At 67.0% G+C, this 17,662-nt stretch carries 18 protein-coding genes; 3 read left to right on the top strand and 15 right to left on the bottom strand.

Features of this window, described 5'->3' with window-relative positions; genetic code table 11:
- The first annotated feature begins 263 nt into the window (after window positions 1-263).
- Entirely contained in the window at window positions 264-710 is a 447-nt protein-coding gene (locus Q9Q79_RS11800; RefSeq protein WP_024958589.1) for a transposase, read from the top strand.
- Between the two features lie 131 nt (window positions 711-841).
- Here the strand turns inward: Q9Q79_RS11800 and Q9Q79_RS11795 are convergent, their stop codons facing one another.
- From Q9Q79_RS11795 to Q9Q79_RS11780, 4 genes are read right to left on the bottom strand one after another with little or no spacing between them, the layout of a single operon-like run.
- Window positions 842-1,276, bottom strand: coding sequence for a DUF2894 domain-containing protein (locus Q9Q79_RS11795; RefSeq protein WP_329751669.1), 435 nt, complete (start codon window positions 1,274-1,276; stop codon window positions 842-844).
- Window positions 1,200-1,838 (bottom strand): OmpA family protein, encoded by a 639-nt coding sequence (locus Q9Q79_RS11790; protein ID WP_005409939.1) that lies wholly within the window; start codon window positions 1,836-1,838, stop codon window positions 1,200-1,202. Before Q9Q79_RS11790 ends, Q9Q79_RS11795 begins: the two co-directional genes overlap by 77 nt.
- Window positions 1,835-4,099 carry a DUF802 domain-containing protein gene (locus Q9Q79_RS11785; RefSeq protein ID WP_201862426.1) on the bottom strand — a complete coding sequence of 755 codons (2,265 nt, stop codon included), beginning with the start codon at window positions 4,097-4,099 and terminating at the stop codon, window positions 1,835-1,837. Before Q9Q79_RS11785 ends, Q9Q79_RS11790 begins: the two co-directional genes overlap by 4 nt.
- 10 nt (window positions 4,100-4,109) lie before the next feature.
- Window positions 4,110-4,763, bottom strand: coding sequence for a DUF3348 family protein (locus Q9Q79_RS11780; protein WP_099498053.1), 654 nt, complete (start codon window positions 4,761-4,763; stop codon window positions 4,110-4,112).
- Window positions 4,764-4,907: 144 nt separating this feature from the next.
- Between Q9Q79_RS11780 and Q9Q79_RS11775 the strand changes: the two genes are divergently transcribed.
- On the top strand, window positions 4,908-5,828 hold the full coding sequence (locus Q9Q79_RS11775; protein WP_005409936.1) for a M14 family metallocarboxypeptidase: 921 nt from the start codon (window positions 4,908-4,910) through the stop codon (window positions 5,826-5,828).
- On the opposite strand, the gene eptA is transcribed toward Q9Q79_RS11775, so the two are convergent.
- The 10 genes from eptA to Q9Q79_RS11725 form a co-directional block, all read right to left on the bottom strand.
- Window positions 5,732-7,543, bottom strand: coding sequence for a phosphoethanolamine transferase EptA (gene eptA, locus Q9Q79_RS11770; RefSeq protein ID WP_185695270.1), 1,812 nt, complete (start codon window positions 7,541-7,543; stop codon window positions 5,732-5,734). The two genes, Q9Q79_RS11775 and eptA, sit on opposite strands and share 97 nt — an antisense overlap.
- Before the next feature lie 73 nt (window positions 7,544-7,616).
- Window positions 7,617-8,003 (bottom strand): diacylglycerol kinase, encoded by a 387-nt coding sequence (locus Q9Q79_RS11765; RefSeq protein WP_005409934.1) that lies wholly within the window; start codon window positions 8,001-8,003, stop codon window positions 7,617-7,619.
- A 59-nt stretch (window positions 8,004-8,062) separates the two neighbouring features.
- The gene (locus Q9Q79_RS11760; RefSeq protein WP_201862428.1) at window positions 8,063-9,295 is read right to left on the bottom strand and encodes a HAMP domain-containing sensor histidine kinase; all 1,233 of its coding nucleotides are present in this window, start codon (window positions 9,293-9,295) and stop codon (window positions 8,063-8,065) included.
- On the bottom strand, window positions 9,292-9,966 hold the full coding sequence (locus Q9Q79_RS11755) for a response regulator transcription factor (protein ID WP_032962486.1): 675 nt from the start codon (window positions 9,964-9,966) through the stop codon (window positions 9,292-9,294). The genes Q9Q79_RS11760 and Q9Q79_RS11755 overlap by 4 nt, the downstream gene beginning before the upstream one ends.
- Before the next feature lie 103 nt (window positions 9,967-10,069).
- Window positions 10,070-10,600 (bottom strand): nuclear transport factor 2 family protein, encoded by a 531-nt coding sequence (locus Q9Q79_RS11750; protein WP_111189322.1) that lies wholly within the window; start codon window positions 10,598-10,600, stop codon window positions 10,070-10,072.
- A gap of 71 nt (window positions 10,601-10,671) precedes the next feature.
- Complete coding sequence (locus Q9Q79_RS11745; protein WP_005409930.1) at window positions 10,672-11,019, bottom strand: RcnB family protein; 348 nt, start codon at window positions 11,017-11,019, stop codon at window positions 10,672-10,674.
- Between the two features lie 134 nt (window positions 11,020-11,153).
- Entirely contained in the window at window positions 11,154-12,590 is a 1,437-nt protein-coding gene (locus Q9Q79_RS11740; protein ID WP_065183848.1) for an efflux transporter outer membrane subunit, read from the bottom strand.
- Entirely contained in the window at window positions 12,587-13,471 is an 885-nt protein-coding gene (locus tag Q9Q79_RS11735) for a biotin/lipoyl-binding protein (RefSeq protein ID WP_065183849.1), read from the bottom strand. Before Q9Q79_RS11735 ends, Q9Q79_RS11740 begins: the two co-directional genes overlap by 4 nt.
- 1 nt (window position 13,472) lies before the next feature.
- Window positions 13,473-13,682 carry a DUF1656 domain-containing protein gene (locus tag Q9Q79_RS11730; protein WP_049471367.1) on the bottom strand — a complete coding sequence of 70 codons (210 nt, stop codon included), beginning with the start codon at window positions 13,680-13,682 and terminating at the stop codon, window positions 13,473-13,475.
- 4 nt (window positions 13,683-13,686) lie between these two features.
- Window positions 13,687-15,648 (bottom strand): FUSC family protein, encoded by a 1,962-nt coding sequence (locus Q9Q79_RS11725; protein ID WP_234035326.1) that lies wholly within the window; start codon window positions 15,646-15,648, stop codon window positions 13,687-13,689.
- Window positions 15,649-15,727: 79 nt separating this feature from the next.
- Between Q9Q79_RS11725 and Q9Q79_RS11720 the strand changes: the two genes are divergently transcribed.
- A complete protein-coding gene (locus tag Q9Q79_RS11720; protein WP_014647399.1) occupies window positions 15,728-16,522 on the top strand; it encodes a helix-turn-helix transcriptional regulator in 795 nt (264 codons plus the stop codon).
- Between the two features lie 35 nt (window positions 16,523-16,557).
- Here the strand turns inward: Q9Q79_RS11720 and Q9Q79_RS11715 are convergent, their stop codons facing one another.
- The gene (locus Q9Q79_RS11715; RefSeq protein ID WP_012480490.1) at window positions 16,558-17,379 is read right to left on the bottom strand and encodes an alpha/beta hydrolase; all 822 of its coding nucleotides are present in this window, start codon (window positions 17,377-17,379) and stop codon (window positions 16,558-16,560) included.
- Window positions 17,380-17,662: the final 283 nt, after the last annotated feature.

Raw genomic sequence — 17,662 nt, 5'->3', positions numbered from 1 at the left:
CTGCCGGCAGTGGTAGTGCCGGCCGCTGGCCGGCAATCCATAGTCCCGGTAGTGCCGGCCGCTGGCCGGCAACCCACAGCTCCGGTAGTGCCGGCTGCTGGCCGGCAATCCATGGCCCCGGTAGTGCCGGCCGCTGGCCGGCAACCCACAGCTCCGGTAGTGCCGGCCGCTGGCCGGCAACCTCATTCAACTTCAGACATCTCCCAACCTCCATCGAGGCATGGCCCGACAGCCAACGCGCAATGATCGACCCACCATGGCGCATGAGCAGCCATCGCCTCCGCCTGGGCCGTCACTCGATCATCGGCCAGTCCTACGTTCTGACAACCACGACACACCAGCGCCGCCGGCTCTTTGAAAGCGAAGCTGCAGCAGCATGTGTAATCGACCAGTTCCACTACATCGAACAGCGCGGGCTCGTACAGTCACACGCATGGGTCGTCATGCCGGATCACGTCCACTGGATGTTCGAGCTGCGCGCAGCTCACCTTCCCGACATCGCGCGCCGGATGAAATCGTCGAGCGCGCTCGCCCTGAATCGCCTGGTGGGGCGTCGATGTACGGTCTGGCAGTCTGGCTACTTTGATCATGCCGTGAGGGCCGAGGAGTCGCTGGCGCAGCAAGCGCTGTACATCCTGGGGAATCCGGTGCGCGCCGGTCTTGCTGGGCAGATTGGCGAGTATCCGTATGCATGGTCGGTCTGGTTGTGATGCCGGCCAGCGGCCGGCACTACCAGTCAATGTTCAGCACGGCCATTCGCTGTTCAGCGCCGCTTGCGCGCGCTTCGGCCGTGGTCGGTCCGGTTTGATGCCGGCCAGCGGCCGGCACTACCAGTGAATGTTCAGCGCGGCTTGCGTGTCCGCTTCAGCTTCGCGGTATCTGCGCCGCTGGCGGCGCCGTCCTGCAGCGCCTGCAGCCACGACAACGTATCCACATAGTCGATGAAGTGCCGCAGGTAGCCGGGACTGGTGGCCTGCATCGTGTCCAGCATGCGCTGCACCAGCACCGCCGAGTTCAGCGGGCCGCCGTCGGCCGGGGCCTCGGTGCGCAGTGAGCGGCGCACCTGCAGTTCGCTGCGCAGCTCCGACCACTCGCGCTGCACCTGCTGCAGCATCGGCACCTGCGGGTAATGCGGCAGCGAGCGCGACCCCGCATCGAGGTCGCGCACCAGTGCGCGCAGGCCTTCGAGCGCTGAAAGCTTACTTGGCATCCGGGGCCTTGGGCTTGGGAATCGGCGCGATCTCCACGCGGCGGTTGCGTGCGCGGCCTTCCTCATTGGCATTGGAACTGACCGGCTGCTCGCTGCCGAACGCGGCGGCGAACACGGCGTCAGCCGGTACGCCATCGGCGATCAGGGTGCGGGTTACGGTCAGCGAGCGCTGCGCGGACAGCTCCCAGTTGTCGGCGAAACGCCGGTTGCCTTCGCGCACCGGTGCGTCATCGGTGAAGCCGCTGACCATCAGGATCTCTTCGCGGCTGCCCAGATAGGCGGCCAGCGGTGCGGCCAGGCTGCGCAGCAGCTCCTGGCCTTCCGGCTGCAGCTGGTCGGAGTTCAGCGCGAACAGCACGCTGCCGCTGATGCCGATGCGGCCATCCACCAGCGTCACGCGACCGGCGGCCAACGGGCCCGCCAGCGCCTGTTCGAGGGTCTGCAGGCGCTTGGCTTCGGCCTGGCGCTGCTTCACTTCCTGGTCCAGCCGCTGCGACAGCTCCAGCTGCACCGCGACCACACCGACCAGTATCAGCACGAACGCGCCCAGCAGCACCGACATCAGGTCGCCGAAGGCGGCCCAGATCGGGGCGTGCGAACCGCCATCGACCTCCAGCTCGTCGCTCATGCGCTACCGGCCTTGCCGCGGCGCGTGGCCAGCTGCTGCAGTTCTTCCATCACCTGCTTCTGCGACAGCAGGCTGAGGTCGACCACCTCGCGCGCCTGCGCCACGTAGTAGGCCAGCTGCTCATCGCTGCGGGCCAGCGAGGCATCCAGTGCGCCGCCGATCTGTTCCAGGCGGCCGGACAGCTCGGTGGAGGCGCTGCCGAACTGCGCGACCGCTTCGCCGAAGCTGCTGGCCAGCTGTCCGACGTCGCCCGCGCTGCCGTGGAGCGCTGCGGCAATGCCATCCAGCTTGCCGGTCTCGGCGGCGATATGGTCGGTGAAGCGGTTGCCGACGCGTTCCAGCAGCTCGGCCGAGCCACCGACCAGTGCGTCCACAGCGGTGCGCTGTTCGTGCGAGGCGTGGTTGATCGCATCCAGCAGGGTCTGCACGGTGGCCAGCAGGCGTCCGCGTTCCTCCAGCATCGCGTTGTCACGCACCAGGCTCTCGGACAGCGTACTGCGCAGCTCGTTGATGACGTCGGCAGCGGCCTTGGGCGCGGCGGCGGCGGTCTGCAGCAGGGTGGACACTTCGGCCAGCGTGGCGCTGGCCTGTGCGCGACCGTTCTCGCCGATCTGCTGTGCGGTCTCCGCCAGCGTGTCGCAGACGCGCTGCTGCTGCGCGGCCAGGCGTTCGCCATTGGCCTGCAGGCGCTCGGCCAGCTCGGTGGAAACGTGCTGCAGAGCATCGCTCCAGCGCTGCAGGCGCTGTTCGTCGCCGGCCTGCAGCTGCGCCTGCAGGGCGGCGTGGGCCTGCTGCAACTCGGCGCTGACCGCGTCCCAGCGCGCCTGGCGTTGCTGCTCGCGGCTGTCCAGGCTGGCCTGCAGTTCGGTGTGCGCGGTGGCAGCGGCGGCCTGCGCGGCCTGCCAATCCTGCAAACGCTGCTGTTCGTGGTCCTGCAGCAGCGACTGGCTGGCGCTGTGCTGCTGCTCCAGTGCCTGCAGCAGCGCCTGCGCACGCGCGTCCAGATGCTCGCTGGCGGCGATCAACGCCTGCTGCTGGCGCTCGACCAGCGCGCTGTTCAGGGCCTGCTGCTGTTCGGCGGCAGCACGCAAGGCCTCCGCATTGTCCTGTGCATCGGCCTGCAGGCGCTCGCCGATACGTGTGACCAGCGCTTCGGCATGCGTGGCCTGGCCATCGCTGAAGGCCTGCAGGTGCTGGCGCAGGTCGCTCACCAGTGCCTGCTGTGCCTGGGTCTGTTCACTCACCACCTTGGCCCAGCTGGCCTCGGTGGCGACGCGGCTGCGCTCAAAACCGTCGCTCAGGCCGGCCAGCTGCTGCTGCACGGCCTGCTCGACGCGGGCATGCAGTGCTTCGCCGTGATGGGCCAGGCCAGCCAGGGTGGTCTCGGCCATCGGCTGCAGCGCGCCACCGATGGCGGCGGCGCTGGCTTCAGCCCCTTCGCGCAGCGACTGCTGCAGCGAGACCGCCAGGCGTTCCTGCAGCGCCTGGCTCTGGGTCAGGAACTCGGCCTGGCCGGCCAGCAGGCGCTCATTGGCGGCCGCACTGTGCTGTTCAAAGGTGCTGGTCATCTCCTGCAGGCGGTCGACCAGCGCCGGCAGCGCCGCGGACTGTGCCTGCAGCAGGCGCAGCGACTCGGCGCGCTGCCAGGCCTGCGAGTACGGATGCAGGTCGCCGGAGATGGCGCGGTCCAGCTGCTGCACGGCCTGCAGGCGGTCACGACGCAGCAGCGCGGCCAGCAGACCGAGCATGGCCGAGCTGGCCACACCGGCGATCGAGGTGCCGAATGCCACCGCCAGACCCTGCACCGGCGAGGCCAGCGAGCCGCGGATCGCGGCCATGTCGGTCGCGCTCTGCAGGGCCAGTCCGGTGCCACGCAGCGTGTCCATCATGCCCAGGAGGGTGCCGAGCATGCCCAGCAGCACCAGCAGGCCGACCAGGTAAGGGGTCAGCACCGGAGCGGGCAGGGCGGTACGCTCGCCTTCCACGCGCAGGCGCACGGCGTTGCGCAGGCCTGCGGGCACGCGCTCCAGCCAGGGAGCGAGGCTCTCCTTCGCGCTGGACAGGTCGTTCAGTGCGCTGCGCAGGCCGTTGCTGGCCTGGCGGTAGCGGTACAGCTCCACGCCACCGGCGATGTAGCAGGCCGCGATGATCGCCGCCACCGCTGCACCCAGCGGATGCACCGAAACGTAGCCAATGCCGATCCAGCACACGGCCAGCAGGCCGACAAGGAAAACAACGACATGGAAAGCAGTTCTGGACATGGTGTTCCGGTCAGTGGGAGCGCAGGGCGTCTTGCAGCCCTTCGATCGGGTGGAAGCGCAGCTGCAGCTCGGCGAGCAGCAGGGTGCGCATGTCATGGCGGAAGGCCGCGCGCCAGCCGGGCTGGCCGTGCACGCGTTCAAAACGGGCACCGAGCACGGCCGGCGCAGTGGCCAGCAGGCTGTGCTCGCGCGGGGTGAGGGTCTGTTCCATCACCGCATCGACCTCGGCCAGCCGCGCCAGCTCGGGCGAAACCTGCACCAGCTGGTCGCGCAGGCGGCCGCGCAAGCGCCCGGTGGCGGTCTGGATGGCCTGCTGCAGTACCCGGTAGCGCTGGCGCAGCGAGGCGAAGTTGGGTGCAGCGGCAGCTTCGGCCAGATCCAGCAGGCGCTCGGCCTCGGCGTCCTCACTGATCGAGGCCAGCAGGCTGGCGTGCGCCTGGACGCAGTCGGCCAGCACATCCTCGACGGCTTCGGCGGCTTCACCGGGCTCGGGCAGGCGTCCGCCGAGCGCCCCGGACAGGGCCACGGCACGGCTCCAGTCCACCCACTGGCCGAGGCGATCGGTCAGGGCGGGACTGCTGGCCGGCATCGCGCCGTCGCTGAGACGGGCGAGCAGGCGGAGGAACTCCGGTCCACCCAGGACCGGCTGCGCTGCGTTCGCCATCAAGGGGTGAGGGGCCAAAAACCGTTGATTTTACAACCAGATGACCCGGCCTGGATGAAGGCGGGGCCGGGCGGGGGCGCCCGCAGGCGCGACAAGGCTTAGAATGTCCGGCTGCACCCATCCGTTCGACCCCTGGAGTACCCAATGACTGTTGCGCAGTTCTACCCGATCGGCACCCCCGGACAGCCCTGGGGCGACGCGGAACGCGCACAGTGGCGGGCCCGCCAGCAGCGCCAGCGCAGCTACCACGATGACGTGGTGGCCGCGCTCGAGCGCCTGGACGACAGCTTCGATGTGATCCAGTACGGCCAGCTGGACTATGCGCCGGACCATTACCCGCTGTTCGCCGTGGTCAACCACGACTGGAACCCGGCGCTGCCGACCGCACTGATCACCGGTGGCGTGCATGGCTACGAAACCAGCGGCGTGCATGGCGCCCTGCAGTTCCTGGAACAGCAGGCTGAGCGTTACCTGGGCCGGCTGAACCTGATCGTGGCACCGTGCGTCAGCCCGTGGGGCTACGAGCGCATCCAGCGCTGGAACCCGGATGCCATCGACCCCAACCGCAGCTTCCGTGACGGCGGCCAGATCGAGGAAGCGGCCGCGCTGATGGCCTGGGTGGCCGAGCGCAAACCGAACCTGCTGGTGCACCTGGACCTGCACGAGACCACCGACAGCGACCTGCACGAGTTCGATCCGGCGCGCTGCGCCCGCGACGGCAAGCCGTTCGAGCGCGACACCATTCCGGATGGCTTCTACGTGATCGGCAACAGCGAAGACCCGCAGGCCGAGTTCCAGAAGGCCCTGATCGCTGCGGTCGCGCCAGTCACCCATATCGCCCCGGCCGACGCCGAGGGCAACCTGGTCGGCCTGCCGCTGCAGTCACCGGGCGTGGTGTGGGGTGAGTCGCGGTCGATCGGCGCCTGCGCCGGCTTCACCGACGCGCGCTTTGCCACCACCACCGAGGTCTACCCGGACAGCCCGCGCACCAACCCGCAGGAGTGCAACGACGCCCAGGTGGCGGCGGTGTGTGCGGGCCTGGATTTCGCCCTGGCGGCGCAGTAACGCGCCACGTTGCGGGCAGCGACCGGCATCAACCGGCGCCGTTCTTTGGCTGGCGAGGTGGCCACAGCCGGCGAAGCCGACGCGCGGCATCCGGCGAAGACATCCAGATCGGGCTGGTACACCGTGGTGTTGACCCCGAACAGGCCCAGCAGTGAGTGGAAGACATTGTCGTGGCTGTGCGCCCGGTGCAGGGCATTCCCGCGCAGGCAGGCCAGGTCCACGCCCGCGTTGCGGCTGAATTCCGGTGGGAACCACATCACCATCGGCACCTGGGTCTGCTCGCGCGGCGCGATGAAGTAAGGCGTGCCGTGAAGGTACATGCCACGTTCGCCGAGCGACTCGCCATGGTCGGACACATAGATCAGCGCGACATCACGCCGGTCCGAATAGCCCTGCAGCAGGTCGATGGTCCTGCCAAGCATGCGGTCGGTGTGGACCAGGGTGTTGTCATAGGTGTTGACCAGCGCCTCGTTGCTGCACTGCTGGATCTGGTTGCTGTCGCAGGTCGGACTGAATGCCCGCGACTGTGCCGGGTAGCGTTCGAAGTAGGTCGGGCCGTGGCTGCCAAGCTGGTGCAGCACGACCAGGGCGTCACCGTTCATGGCGTCAATGCGTGTACCGAGCTGATGCAGCAGCACCTCGTCATAGCAGGTGCCGTCGGCATTGACACATTGGCCGGCCACCTTCAGCGCGGGCATGTCCTCGGTCGGCACGCGTTCGCACACGCCTTTGCAGCCACCGTTGTTGTTGTTGCGCCAGAGCACGCTGATGCCCGTGCGCTGCAGGATGTCGAGCACGTTCTCCTCGGTCGCTGCGCGTACATCGTCATACTGGCGGCGGGTCATCTGCGAGAACATGCACGGCACCGAGATCGCCGTTGCGGTTCCGCATGAGGAAACATCACTGAAGCTGATGACGCCTTCCTTGCGCGATAGCCGGGGATTGGTCGCGCGTGGGTAGCCGTTGAGCTGGAAGTTCTGTGATCGCGCGGTCTCGCCGACGACCATGACCACAAGCTTCGGACGCGGGCCCGGTACGCGCCGTGCGTCCATGCCGATCGGGCGCAAGGGTTGCTGGCGGGCGCTGTAGAGGCCTTTCAGATAACCGTGGGTATGGCGCACGACATTCAACGGCAGCACCTGGTCACGGAGATAGCGGTTGTTGCGCAGCAGCGAGGAGTAGTCCTTGTAGAACGCGAAGCCGATTGCCAGCAGTACCAGCAATGACGCCAGAGCGCTGGCCGGCCACACCAGCAGCGAACGTATCGAGCCGGCCCCGCTGGTGGTGCGCACCAGGGCGAGCCCGGCAGCAGGCAGCACGCCCAGCGCCAGCAGGGTCAACAGTAGTGGCAGCGACAGATAGGCGTTCAGTTCGGCCTGGTTGGTCTCGAACACGTTCTGCACCATGCTGCGATCGATCAGCACGTTGTAGTGCAGCATGAAGTAGCTGCAGGCGGCGCTGACGACAACGAGCAGCACCAGCAGCGGCCTGCGCAGGAACGGCAGTGCCAGCAGTGGCGTCAGCAACAGGTTGAACAGGCAGAACAGCACCACCGGCAGGCTGGCCAGGAACAGCACGCTGCGCACGCTGTTGAGGTCGACCAGCCCCCACAGCGTCTTCCAGAGGGCGATGTTTCCAATCGTGGTGAAGAACAGTGCGACGGCCCAGGCCAGAACGATCGGATGGGGCCGTGGAAAACGGCGGCATTGACGCACGAGCAGGTTCCGTGGAGCGGGAGTGCGCGCAGTATCGAAACCGCTTTATCAGGAAGTTGTCAGGTTGGGCGGACTAGCCAAGCAGGATCACGCCCCACACCGCGCCCACCATCAACAGTGCGGTGGTCTGCGCGGCGCTGCCCATATCCTTGGCGTTCTTTGACAGTGGATGCTGTTCCAGGGAGATGCGATCAACCACCGCTTCGATCGCCGAGTTGAGCAGTTCCACCAGCAGGCTGATGAAGCAGACCGCAAGCACTATCGCGCGCTCGACCGCGCTGATGTCCAGTACGAACGCTGCAATGATCAACAGCGCGTGCAGAAGCAGCAGCTGACGAAAGGCTGCCTCGCCGCGGAAGGTGGCGACGAATCCATCGCGCGAATGGATGAGGGTGTGGAAGATGCGGCTCAGGCCGGTCTTCCCGTGCGGGTACTTGCCGCTGTCCTTGGGGTGCTGCATGCGGTTTCCGCCGTGAAGTGAGCAATCCCCAGCATGTGCACGCGTGCGTCAGGAAATCGTCAGAGAGGCCACTCCAGGCTGAACCGGCATCCCTGCTGCGATGAATGCACCGTCATCCTCCAACCCAGGTGCTCGACGATGCGCTGCACGATCGACAACCCCAGCCCCTCGCCGCTGTGCACGCTATCGGGCACGAAGCGCTGGAACAGCTGTGGATCGATACTGGAGGGCAGGCCGGTCCCCGTGTCGGCGACGATGAGTGCGGCGTCGTGGAGGGTGATCCGGACTTCGCCGCTTTCGGTGTACTGGCAGGCGTTGCGCAGAAGGTTCCAGATCACGCTGCGCGCAAGATCCGCGTTGGTGTGCAGCACGGTGTCATGCAGGGCATCAAACGCAACGATCACCGGCTTGCCGGAAAGCCAGGGCTGGCAGCGATCCATGCAGCATTCGACCAGCGCACGCAGGGCCACCTCGTTGCGTGGCACGGTGCTGGGGGCGCGAGAGAGCAGCAGCAGGCAGGTCAGCTGGCGCTGCATCTCCTGGGTGGTGCGCAGGATGCGCTCGGCACTGGGAACCAGGTGGCTGTCGGCCGGAAGCTGGCAGGCCAGCGTCTCGGCAGCACCACCGATGATGGCCAAGGGCGTGCGCAGCTCGTGGCTGGCATCGCCGCTGAAGCACTGTTCGCGATGCAGGAACCGTTCGAGCTCGTCACTATGGCGGGCAAAGGCGCGCGCGAGCACGCCGATCTCATCGCGTGCGTCCTGGTAGGGAAAGGGCTTGTGGCCGTCCTGCACCGCATCGGCCAATCGTGTGATGGGCGCGATGACGTGGGTCGCTACCTTGCGACCGATCAGGAAGGCGCCAAGCACGCAGATCGAAATGACCAGTGCCGCAAAGGCATTGATCAGGTATTCCAGATAGCCATAGGGGGCTGCGTCCTGCAGCAGGTAGTAACGTTGGCCGGCACTGTCGAACACGCGCAGGTGCCACTCGTTGGGTGCTGCTTCGCCGTGATATCCCGGGCCATATTGGCGCAGCACGACAGGCACGTCCTGGGCATCGAACAGTGCGCTGCCGGAGGGCAGGTCGGGACGCCGACCACGGGCGAGTTCGTCCTGCAGGCGGCGTACTTCACTGTCCTGGGTCCGCGCGACGACAGCGGCCCGGACCTGGTCGTAGTCCACCTGTTCGGCCAGTACGATGAAGCCCATGGCACCGGCCATCAACAGCACGAACGAGATCGTGATGCGGGTGCGCAGGCTCAGGCGGCGGTAGAGGGAGGCACGGGTCACGCCTGCATGCGCCAGCCGACGCTGTGCACCGTGGTGATCAGCGCGGTGTCGAAGCTGCGGTCCACCTGCAGGCGCAGCTCATGGATGTGGGTTCGCAGCGCGCCGCTGTCGGGTGGCTCGTCGCCCCAGACCAGGTATTCCATTTCCTGCTTGCGCACCACGGCCGGCGCCGCACGCACCAGGCACATCAGCAGCTTGTGCGACGTGGGCGTCAGCGCAATGCAGCGGCCTTGCCGCCAGGCTTGCGGCGAGCGCGTGTCCACCTGCAGGTCCTTCCACGCCAGCACGCTCTGGACCTGGCGACCCTGCGCCCGTCGTACCAGGGCCTTGATCCGCGCATCCAGTTCCGTCAGCGAGAACGGTTTGACCAGGTAGTCATCCGCGCCCAGTGCCAGGCCCTGCACGCGGTCTTCGACCGGATCGCGCGCGGTCAGCATCAGGATCGGCACCGGGTTCTGGAACTCCTGGCGCAGCTTCTGGCACAGCGTCATGCCGTCCAGCCGCGGCAGCATCAGGTCCAGCAGGATGGCGTCGTAGTCGTGCTGCGTGGCCCGGCGCAGGCCGCTGGCGCCGTCGCGGGCGTCGTCCAGTACGTAACCCAGCGGTTCAAAGAAGGCATACAGGTTGGCAACCAGCTCGGGGTTGTCTTCGATGATCAGCAGGCGGGTCATGGCATGCGTCCTTGCGCGTGGCCGAACTCTGCCCGATCGCTGGCCGAATGCCAATGCCCTTGCTGAATGGATCGCGGGTGAGGGCGCCCGCATCAAGCCCTGCTCAATCGGCCGGGCTGCGTGAATCGCGGACCGAGTAGATCACCGAGAAGATCTTCCAGCCCTGCTCGGTGCGGATCAGCTGCCACATTTCCTTGCCCCAGTTGGTCTTCACCCCATCGTCGTGGAAGCTGTAGTCAAACGAGACCGAAGCCACATCACCATCCGTCTCGATCTTCGTGTTGTAGAACTTCTCCTCCTTCGGCTTCGGCGAGGCCACCGCCCCGTCGATCAGCGCGATGAAGTTGTTTGCAGGAATCTGCCGCGCCTTGATTGCATCGGGCTTGGCCTTGCGGATCTCCTGCAGGCGCACGTCTTCGGAAACGAACTGCCAGCCGATGTCTTCTGGTTTGTCCGAGAAGAACAGGCCCATGTAGGTCGGCTTGTCCTTGTTGATCAGCGAAGTACGGAACGATTCGACCACCTGTTCGATCGCTTTTACATCCGCCGCTGATGGCTGCTGGCTAGCGTGGGCCGGCTGGCCTGCGATGAGGCCAACAATGAGAAACGCGCTCTGGAATCCGGTGGTTCGCATCATTCATGTCGGCCGCAGTGTGGTGGGAGCGCGCCAGGGCCACGGCTACAGGGCCCCGGCGCGCTCCGCATTCAACGATGCAGCGCGTCAACAATCAAGCCGGTGGCGATCTCCACCAGCAGATACTCGTTATCGGACTGGCGCACCCAGCGCCGGTCGCGGCCCGGTTCGCGCAGGTCATAGCGCGCGTAATCGTCTACCCAATAGCGGCGGTCCACTTCGGCCCACGGCAGGCGCTCGCCACGTCGCCAGGCCTTCTTCTGCCAGCCCGGCGGCGGCGCGTCGCGGTGGTGCGGGCCGCCTGCGTGCGGCGGCGGGCCGTTGCCTCGGGCGTGGTGCGGCGGATCGGCGAAGGCGGGGGCCGCGGCCAACGCGGTGGCTGCGCTCAATGCGATGGCAAGCAAACGTGTGGTCTTCATGGGGATGCCTCCGTCATGGCCGCAGCATGCGGCGCTGTGGCGGGAATATAGGGCAATCCATGTGAATGAATGCGGGTGTAGGCGGTAATTTCCTGAACAGACGGCGCGGCCTGCAGTCGTTGCCAGACAACGGGTCATTGGACCCCGCCCGGGGCCGAATCCGTTGCAGCCCAGCCTCCGCCCAACGACACGAAAAGATCCATCTGCCGGTCAATGCGTTCCGCGCGCGAGGCGGCCAATGCGGACTCCGCATCTGCCAGCTCCGCCTGGGCCGAAAGCACGTCTAGAAAATCGATCCTGCCGAAGCGGTAGAGGTGCTGTGCCTGTTCGGTGGCCCGGGCTGCGTCCCGACGCGCGTGCGCTAGGCTGCGCTCGCGTTCAAGCTCCTGCGTGCAGGCAGAAAGCGCGGTCTCGGTCTGGCGCAGTGCCTGCAGCACGATGCCGTCAAAGGAAGCGAGAGCGGTCTCCGCATTGGCACCGGCCGCTGCGATGCGGGCCTTCGCCGCGCGGTGGTTGGGCCAGTGCCATGACAGCACGGGGCCGATGCTCGCACCGAAGCCGTCGGCCGACAGCAGATGCGCCGGTGTGCCGGCGACGCCCGAAGAGGCGCCCAGGGTGATCTGCGGATAGAGAGCCGCCGTCTCGACACCGATCATTGCAGTCGCGGCGGCCAGGCTGCGTTCGGCTGCGCGTACGTCAGGGCGCCGCTGGAGCAGCTGCCAGCCGTCACCGATCGGCAATGCTTGCTGCAGCTCAGGGGGCTGTGGGCACCCTTCTGCTTCCCTGGGATAGTCTGCCGGGACTTTGCCCATCAGTGCGGCCAGTTCGAACAGTGAGGCCTGCCGTTCCGCCAGCAGGTGCGGTATCGCCGCCGCGCTGCGATTGACGGCTGCACCGGCACGGCTGACATCGAAGTCCGTTCCGCGCCCGCCGGCAGCAAGGCGTCGGGTTGCCTCCAGCGTAGCGCGCTGTATCGCCAGCACCTGCCGGGTTGCAGTGAGCGTGTGATTGCTTGTGCACACCTGGAGATAGGCACGGGTGACGGCCGCAGCGACGACCACGCGGACCTGGTCGCGTGCCGCAGCGACAGCCTCCGTGTCCGCGTTGGCGGCTTCGATGCCGCGGCGGATGCCGCCTGCGAGATCCAGCGGATAGGAGAGGTGGAGGCCCAGCGCATAGGATTGCGGTGCGGCCGACGCCTGGGTGTAGCCACCGGCATGGGTGAGCGTGCCCGATGCATCCACGTCCCCTTGTACGGCACCGCGCGCGCGGTACTCCAGCACGGTCGCGCTGGCGCGCCGAAGGTTGGCATCGGCGGCGCGCAGGTCGGTATTGGCCGCCAGTGCTTCGCGTACGTAGGCGTCAAGCTGGGGGTCGCCATACAGTTGCCACCATCGATCCGGTGGCGCGTCGTGGCTGAACGATGCCTCCTGGCCCGAGACGAACGCCCGCGCCGCCCGTGGGGAGGCTGCGACAGCGCTCGCCGGCAGGTGATAGTCGGGGCCGGACACGCAGGCCGTCATCGGCAGCAGCAGGGCAAGCAGCCCGCCACGTACTGTCCGCACGCTCACTTGCAGGCTCCCTGCGCCGAGGGGGTGATGGTCACACTCGCAGTGCGACCTACGATCAGCCGGGTATCCGGCGACGCATCATCGATACGGATGCGTACCGGGATGCGCTGTGCCAGCCTCACCCAGGTATAGGTCGGCGCCACGGCCGGCAGCAGGTTGTGCGTGCTTGAGCGCTGATCGTCGGCAATGCCGGCGGCGATGCTGTCAACGTGTCCGCGGACATCGCGGGTGTCGCCCATCAGCCGGGCCACGGCGGCATCGCCCTCGGTGATGCAGGTCAGTTTGGTTTCCTCGAAGTAGCCTTCGATACGCAGGCTGTGGGTGTCGATCAGCGCCAGTGCCTGCGCACCGGGTTGCAGGTAGTCGCCCGCGTGCAGGTCCAGGTTGGTGACGATGCCGTCGGTGGTTGCGCGCACCTCGGTGCGTTGCACGTTGAGCTGGGCGACGCGCTGTTCGGCCCGTGCCTGCGCCAGCGCTGCCAACTCGGTATCGACCTTGGCGGCATTGCGTTCGCGTGTCTCCGAGGCGACCAGGTTGCCAAGTGCGTTGTCCCGTGTCGATTCGCGGCGGGCCAGCGCCAGCGTGGCGCGAGCGCTGCTGACCGCTGCATCGGCCTTCTCAAGCGCGGCAGCGAAGCGCGGTTGATCCAGCACCAGAAGCAGCTGTCCGGCGCTGACCCGCTGGTTGTCGTGCACCAGCACCTGGGTGACCAGCCCCCCCATGTCCGATGCAACGCGCACCACATCGGCGCGCACCCGCCCATCCCGCGTCCACGGGCGCATTTCGTAACGCTTCCAGATGGACAGTGCGGCGACGACAGCAATCGCGAATACAACCAGCGTAGCGCTCCAGCGCCCGATGACGGCAAGCAGGTGTTTCATTTCATTTCTCGAGCAGGGGCGAGAGCCGGATCATCAGCTCCGCCAGGATCACGAACAGGGACAGGCCCACCAAGGGCCGCGCGGCGAACAGCCGGTACAGGCCGAGGCTGGCGAGCAGGCGCGAGGTCAGCATCGACAGCGCCAGCGCGGCGGCGGCCACGGCGAGCAGGCCGGGGATCAGCACGCCATCAATGGAAAGATCAGAAAGCATGAGGTCAGTGCCGATGAGTGAGAGCAGGCGCCAGCAGGTCGCGGCGCAATCCGCAGAGCAGGTGCGACAGATGCTCACGATCACCCCCGCTGCTGGCCACTGCGGCCTCGCGCATGCGGTCGAGCAGTTCCAGAAGATGGGCATCGACACTGCGTGGCGCATGGCCGCGGATCCTGAAATGTGCGGCGATGCGTTCGACCAGCGCCGCATGAAGCGCCCGAACCTGCGGGTTGTGCAGCCGCCTTTCCAGCGCGCGGAGTTGGCTGGATGCACGTGCCGCACGAACGTCCGCAAACAATTCCCGCAGATCGTGTGCGGCACTGGAACGGCCCTGCAACCTGGGAGCGAGCAGCCCGATTCGATCCAGCATGCGGCTGAGCCAGGCGCGGGTCACGCCACCTTGTTCGGCGGCATGTCGTGCGATATCCCGACGGATCGAACGCTCCAGCCGTGCGCGGTTGCGGCCCGCATCGGCGGTCTGGAACAGCTGCATGCTGCACAGTGCCACCGTCGTACCGATGAACAACGCAACGCTGTTGTTGAGCGCGCCGGCGATGTTGGTCGAATTGGTCGCGCCCAGGCCGGCGATGAGCGGAAACGTCAGCACCACGCCCAGCGCAGCCATGATGAAGGGCGGCCGGGCCAGGAACGATCCGCATAGCAGCAGCGCAGGCGCCAGCGCGGCCATCAGGCCGACGAAATCGGACAGCGCGGGGAAGATCAGCAGACCGTAGAGCAGGCCGACGGCAACGCCGATGCAAGATCCCACCAGGTAGCGCATGACATGCGGTGCCGGCGCTTCGATCGTGCCGAACAGCACGCACGCTGTGCCGATGATGGACACCGCCGTGGCGCCGTCCGACCAGCCCGTGATGATCCACAGCACGCAGCTCAGCAGGATGCCGACGAACGCCCCCAGTGCGCTGCGCGCGGCGTTCCTGTGATCCCGGTGAATCACTGCGCCCTGCACATTCCGCGCAAGACGGTCAGGCACATGCAGGCGCCAGTCGGGGCGGGCAGTGTGCAGTTGTGCCTGCAGCACGCGGCAGTCGGCGTGGGCGAGGTCGAGCTCGGCCTGTTGCGCGGCGAGGCTGGCCTGCAGCAGATCGCGCCAGCCGCTTGCATCCATTGTGCCGGCCTGCGGTGAACGCAGCCGAGCGATGGAATCTTCCACCGCGCTGGACAGCATCAGTACGTCCAGCATCCGGTCATGCAGGGCACGCAGGATCTGCACCTGGGCCACGCCGTGGGCGCTGTCGAAGGGCAGGTGGATCGACAGCACATGCAGCTCGAGCAGGTCGGCGGCCACTTTCGAGCGGTCCGTCGCCAGCACCGTGTCCGATGCACTGGCGCGCATGTCGCGTGTCCATCGTTCCGCATCTTCCAGCACGGCAGCAACCCGTGCGTGCACGCGCATCGAAACCCGGCGCGGCAGCACCAACCCATGTACCAGCGTGGCGGCCAGGATGCCGATGGCGATTTCCTGCACCCGCGTGATGGCAATGGTGAACACCTCTCCCGGCACCATCACCGCAGGAAACCCGATCAGGCTGGTGGTATAGCCGGCCAGCAGGAACGCGTACGCACGTGGCGTGCGGTCGAGCATCGCCAGGTACAGGCACAGCGCCATCCAGGTGGCGAGCGCGGCGCTCAGCACCAAGGGCGCATTGGCGAAGCGTGGCACCAGCGCGACGGTGGCGACGGCCCCGCCCACGGTACCGAGCAGGCGGAACAGGCCGCGGCTGAGCGTTGCCCCGGAAAGAGGCTGTGATACCAGATAGACCGTGCCGATCACCCAGAACGGGCGGTTCAGGCCGACCCTTAGAGAGACATAGAGCCCCAGCGACGCGGCGAGCAGGCATTTGAGCGAGAACAGCACCGCCTCCTGGTCGGTCCTGAGGGCAGGGCTTTTAAACCGCGCAAATGCCTGGAGCAGGTGGGGGCGGAGCGGGCTGGAGGAGTGCATGCGGCTCATGCTAGTGATCGGCCGCACTGGCGAATTTCGCTACAATGACAACCAATCGCTAAAACCGGTCAATGTGAGAATGGCTCGCATTTCGCTCCCCGGCTTTGACCTGGACCCGGACGAGACCGATCGCCCGGCGGTTGCCAGCCGCCTGCAGGTGGCCGAGCACGACGCGGAAATTCCGGTGCATGAGCATCGAAAGGGTCAGCTCATTCTTGCGCTGCATGGGGCGGTGACCTGCGAAGTGGCCAATGCGCTGTGGATCGTGCCGCCCCAGTGTGGCGTCTGGATTCCGGGCGGCATGCCGCACAGCAACCGCGCCACCGCCAACGCGCGCCTGTGCTACCTGTTCGTCGAGCCCGGCATCGTCGACCTGCCGGCGCAGTGCGTGACGCTGGCCATCTCGCCGATGCTGCGCGAGATGATCCTGCACCTGGCCGACGCGCCGCTGGACTATCCGCATGGCAGCCACACCGACCGGCTGGCGCGGGTGTTGCTGGACGAGCTGGTACAGATGCCGGCTGAGCATCTGTCGCTGCCGGTCAGCCATCACCCGAAGGTGCGTGCGCTGGCTGCGGCGCTGTCGGCGGATCCGGCAGACCGCAGCACCATCGGCCAGTGGGCCGTGCGCCTGGCCCTGGGCGAGCGCACGTTGACCCGCCTCATCGAACGGGAAACGGGACTGTCCTTCGGGCGCTGGCGGCAGCAACTGCACCTGCTCATCGCCATTCGGGAACTCGCCGCCGGTGCACCCGTACAACGCGTTTCCGAGACGCTGGGCTATGAGTCGGTGACGGCCTTCATCACGATGTTCAAGAAAGCGCTTGGCCTTTCCCCGGCGCGGTACTTTGCGGTGCGCCTGCGTGGGCAGTAGCCGGGGACAGCCCGGGAAGCCCCTGCCTGGAACAGCTACTTCGAGGTGCCGGAGACCGATTGAATCGCTGCCACCACCGCAGCGGGTTCCTCGCGCTGGAGGGTGTGGCCGGTTGCCAGGTAGCGGTGCGAGCCGCGCGTGAATCCCGAGAAGAGCAGGGCGTGCTGTGCTTTCCAGAGCGCCTTGCCCGCTGCGGTTTCCTCGAAGAACAGCGGTTCGGCAGCCAGCTGGGTTGCAGTCAGCAGCGCTACCGGCACGTCCGGCATCGTGCGCGGGGTTTCCGCACCGGGTGCATCCAGCTGTTCGGTCAGCACGGCGTAGTCGGCGGCCATGGCTGGCGGCAGCATCGCCCGCAGCTGGGCATCATCTGCCTGCACGCGGGCACTGTCGGCCTGCTTGAACGCATGGCGCTGCCCCATTGTGGCCGGGTCCACCAGCACCAGGCCCTGCAGGCGCTCCGGATGGCGGCGTGCAAACTCCGTGGCCAGCAGGCCGCCATAGGAGTGACCCACCAGCACAACGCGGCGACCGGGAGCGAGCGTATCGATCACGGCCGTGAGGTCGGCCAGATGCGCATCGATGCGCTTGGGATGACCGTCGCTGCCGGACTTGCCGAGTCCCGCACGGGCGTAGGTGATGCTGTGGTAGTCGCGCCCCAGACCGGCAACCACCTCCTTCCAGGCCCCCGCGCCCTGCCCGAAACCGGATTCAAAGACCACGGTGATCGGGCCGGCCCCCATCTCTTCGGCCTGCAGTGTGTAAGCGCCTCGATCCACCTGGATTTCCCCTGCGTGCGCGGTGCCCACTGCGGCCATCATGGCGGCCAGCGCCCACAACGTCACTCGGCTGATCTTCATTGCCATTCTCCTGGGCCGTGACGCGTGCCAGCCCTTCCGATGGGTCAGGTCTGCAGCGGAGTGCCACAGCCTGCCGACCTCGCGACAGGTCGTGTTGGTAATGTAGTGATGTATAACACCGACTCCCTGTGCAGAAAGTCATGGGGACGGGGCGTAGACCGCTGAATGGCGTTGGATGCTTGAATCTGTGATCGGTTACGCGGCTCCACACTTGAACGTGCAAGCGTCCTCAACGATAAAGGCGGCATGTGGCACTGCCGCATTCCGGACCAGGGACGATCCG

Source organism: Stenotrophomonas sp. a6, from assembly GCF_030913325.1.
Taxonomy (GTDB): Bacteria; Pseudomonadota; Gammaproteobacteria; order Xanthomonadales; family Xanthomonadaceae; genus Stenotrophomonas; species Stenotrophomonas maltophilia.
This window is presented reverse-complemented; position numbering and strand designations above follow the sequence as displayed.

Coding starts and splice junctions, on each gene's coding strand:
- Q9Q79_RS11800 (WP_024958589.1), top strand. CDS start 264: ATGAGCAGCCATCGCCTCCGCCTGGGCCGTCACTCGATCATCGGCCAG.
- Q9Q79_RS11780 (WP_099498053.1), bottom strand. CDS start 4,763: ATGGCGAACGCAGCGCAGCCGGTCCTGGGTGGACCGGAGTTCCTCCGC.
- Q9Q79_RS11715 (WP_012480490.1), bottom strand. CDS start 17,379: ATGAAGATCAGCCGAGTGACGTTGTGGGCGCTGGCCGCCATGATGGCC.
- Q9Q79_RS11730 (WP_049471367.1), bottom strand. CDS start 13,682: ATGCTTTCTGATCTTTCCATTGATGGCGTGCTGATCCCCGGCCTGCTC.
- Q9Q79_RS11765 (WP_005409934.1), bottom strand. CDS start 8,003: ATGCAGCACCCCAAGGACAGCGGCAAGTACCCGCACGGGAAGACCGGC.
- Q9Q79_RS11790 (WP_005409939.1), bottom strand. CDS start 1,838: ATGAGCGACGAGCTGGAGGTCGATGGCGGTTCGCACGCCCCGATCTGG.
- Q9Q79_RS11755 (WP_032962486.1), bottom strand. CDS start 9,966: ATGACCCGCCTGCTGATCATCGAAGACAACCCCGAGCTGGTTGCCAAC.
- Q9Q79_RS11725 (WP_234035326.1), bottom strand. CDS start 15,648: ATGCACTCCTCCAGCCCGCTCCGCCCCCACCTGCTCCAGGCATTTGCG.
- Q9Q79_RS11775 (WP_005409936.1), top strand. CDS start 4,908: ATGACTGTTGCGCAGTTCTACCCGATCGGCACCCCCGGACAGCCCTGG.
- Q9Q79_RS11750 (WP_111189322.1), bottom strand. CDS start 10,600: ATGCGAACCACCGGATTCCAGAGCGCGTTTCTCATTGTTGGCCTCATC.
- Q9Q79_RS11795 (WP_329751669.1), bottom strand. CDS start 1,276: ATGAGGAAGGCCGCGCACGCAACCGCCGCGTGGAGATCGCGCCGATTC.
- Q9Q79_RS11785 (WP_201862426.1), bottom strand. CDS start 4,099: ATGTCCAGAACTGCTTTCCATGTCGTTGTTTTCCTTGTCGGCCTGCTG.
- Q9Q79_RS11720 (WP_014647399.1), top strand. CDS start 15,728: ATGGCTCGCATTTCGCTCCCCGGCTTTGACCTGGACCCGGACGAGACC.
- Q9Q79_RS11735 (WP_065183849.1), bottom strand. CDS start 13,471: ATGAAACACCTGCTTGCCGTCATCGGGCGCTGGAGCGCTACGCTGGTT.
- Q9Q79_RS11745 (WP_005409930.1), bottom strand. CDS start 11,019: ATGAAGACCACACGTTTGCTTGCCATCGCATTGAGCGCAGCCACCGCG.